We start from the raw sequence: 2,161 nt of genomic DNA on the forward strand, positions 1-2,161 counted from the left end.
GTGGGTCGGCTTTGGCTGGGGGCCGACCACGGTTCCGATGCCGGGGCTGGCGTGGACCAGGCGCTCGTCTTGCAAGGCTTTGAGGGCCTTGGTGGCGGTGGCCATGGCTACGCCGAAGTCGCGGACCAGAGAGCGGGTCGACGGCACCCGGTCTCCCGGCTGCAGTTCCCCGGCCTCGATCTGTCGCCGCAGCTCAGCGGCGATCACCAGGTACGGCGGCTCGTCCATCAGCTCTCCTAGTCGGATCACCAGTGTGCCTGATGCGGGTTGTCCCTTGCGGTGCGCCCGAGTCGGTGCCCAAACGGTGCACCGCGGCCTATGCTCGCTGAGGGAGGGAGCGCGGATGGACGTCCGAGATCTGGACCGGCGAGCTGGCGCGGTGCTTGGTGAAGTCGTCATGCAGGTCCGGGCGGAGCACCTGAGCCTGCCGACGCCCTGCCCCGACTGGACTGTGCGCGGCCTGCTCCGGCACATCGTCAGCGAGAACGAGGGCTTCGCCGCCGCGGCCACCAACGGCTCGGCCCCTGTGCAGACCTGGACCGGCGGCCGCCTCGGAGACAACCCCGCTGGTGCGTACCGGCGGTCCAACGTCGCCGTGGCTGATGCGTTCGCCGACGGCGGGGCGCTGGACCGGCTGATGGAGGTCCGCGAGTACGGGTCGTTCCCGCGCCGGATCGCACTGACCTTCCACCACCTGGATTGCGTGGTGCACGCCTGGGACCTGGCGCGCGCGATCGGCATCCCGTACTCGCCGCCCTTCGATCTGGTCGACGCGGCGCTCGATCTGGCCCGGCGGATCCCCGACACGGAGTCCGCCCGCGGGCCGGGCGCTGCCTTCGAGCGCAGCCTCAAGGTCTCCGGTACGGCGCCGGCGTTCCTCCAGCTACTCGGTCTTCTCGGCCGGGACCCGGAGTGGACCGCCCAGGCGCGGTAGGTCGATCGCGTCCGGCTTGCCGATCATCAGCTTGCTGGTGAGGCCGACGAACGGTTTCGACGTCATCAGCCGGGTGGTCGTGTCGCGGTACTTGATGCCTAGTGCGGTCATCGGCATCGCCATCTTGATTCCGCCGGGCGGCAGTTCCATCCGCTGATCGACGTACGGCTGCATGCGGCGCTGGTACGCCGGAAAGGCGCGGGTGTGGTCGGCTTGCTGGAGTTCGCTGGCCAGAACATAGGCGCCGACCAGGGCGAGCGCCGTACCGTGGCCGGCGAGCGGTGAGCCGCAATACCCGGCGTCGCCGACCAGGGCGATGCGGCCCTGCGACCACTCCGGTACGGCGACGCGGCTGGTGCTGTCGAAGTAGAAGTCCTGTGCGTCGGGGAGAGCGTTCAGCAGGTGCTGGGTGTGCCAGCCGAGACCGCTGAACCGCGTTTGCAGTATCTGCTTCTGCGCGGCGACATCGCGGTAGTCGTAGTCGATAACCGGGGAGCGGAAGCTGAGCAGTGCCTTGGCGAACCGCGGATCGTGATCGGGCCGCAGACCGACCCACAGGCCGCCGGGTGCGGTGTAGACCTTCATCCAGTGGTTCAGGTCCTCGGGCGCCTCGACGGTGAAGTACGACGAGTAGCCGCCCAGGTGCTGCACGAATTGCTCATGCGGGCCGAAGGCGAGCCGCCGTACGCGGGAGTGCACGCCGTCTGCCCCGACGACGAGGTCGAAGCGGCGCTGAGTCCCGCTCGCGAACGTCACCTGTACACCGGTCGCGTCCTGGTCGAGCTGAGTGATCGAGTCGCCGTACAGGTACTCGACGTCTGGGGTCGCGTCGGCCAGGATCTCGGCGAGGTCACCCCGCAGGATCTCGATCTCGGCAACTGGTCCCGCGCCGTCGAACAGTTCCATCGGCATCGCTGCCGTCCGGCGCCCGTCTTCCCGGACGTACTCAAAACCCCGCTCGTGCAACTGCCGCTGCTCGATCGCCGGCAGCAACCCCATCCGCTCAGCCACCACCTTGGACACACCCCGCAGATCCACCGTCTGCCCACCCGGCCGCGGCCCTTTGGCGACTTCCACCACCGTCGGCACAAACCCACCCCGCCGAAGCCAGAACGCCAACGCCGGCCCCGCAATCCCGCCACCACTGATCAACACCGTCTTACCCATCACAACCACCCCTCATCGACTAGTGCGCGTACGCCGTACACGCTGCCCTAATCGCCCACC

Annotated in this window: 3 protein-coding genes; 1 reads left to right on the forward strand and 2 read right to left on the reverse strand. The window is 68.7% G+C overall.

Translation table 11 applies throughout. The annotated features are described in order from the left end of the window. A partial coding sequence (locus E1263_RS42210; RefSeq protein ID WP_202869316.1) for a GntR family transcriptional regulator occupies positions 1–228 on the reverse strand: 228 nt, incomplete at its 3' end. A gap of 115 nt (positions 229–343) precedes the next feature. Here E1263_RS42210 and E1263_RS42215 point away from each other — a divergent pair. Beyond that, positions 344–934 carry a TIGR03086 family metal-binding protein gene (locus E1263_RS42215; protein ID WP_132178078.1) on the forward strand — a complete coding sequence of 197 codons (591 nt, stop codon included), beginning with the start codon at positions 344–346 and terminating at the stop codon, positions 932–934. Here E1263_RS42215 and E1263_RS42220 read toward each other — a convergent pair. After that, positions 884–2,101, reverse strand: a complete 1,218-nt coding sequence (locus E1263_RS42220; RefSeq protein ID WP_132178080.1) for an FAD-dependent monooxygenase — start codon at positions 2,099–2,101, stop codon at positions 884–886. The genes E1263_RS42215 and E1263_RS42220 overlap by 51 nt on opposite strands. Positions 2,102–2,161 lie beyond the last annotated feature (60 nt).

It is taken from the genome of Kribbella antibiotica, from assembly GCF_004349055.1.
GTDB classification, from domain to species: Bacteria; Actinomycetota; Actinomycetes; order Propionibacteriales; family Kribbellaceae; genus Kribbella; species Kribbella antibiotica.

Coding starts and splice junctions, on each gene's coding strand:
- E1263_RS42215 (WP_132178078.1), top strand. CDS start 344: ATGGACGTCCGAGATCTGGACCGGCGAGCTGGCGCGGTGCTTGGTGAA.
- E1263_RS42220 (WP_132178080.1), bottom strand. CDS start 2,101: ATGGGTAAGACGGTGTTGATCAGTGGTGGCGGGATTGCGGGGCCGGCG.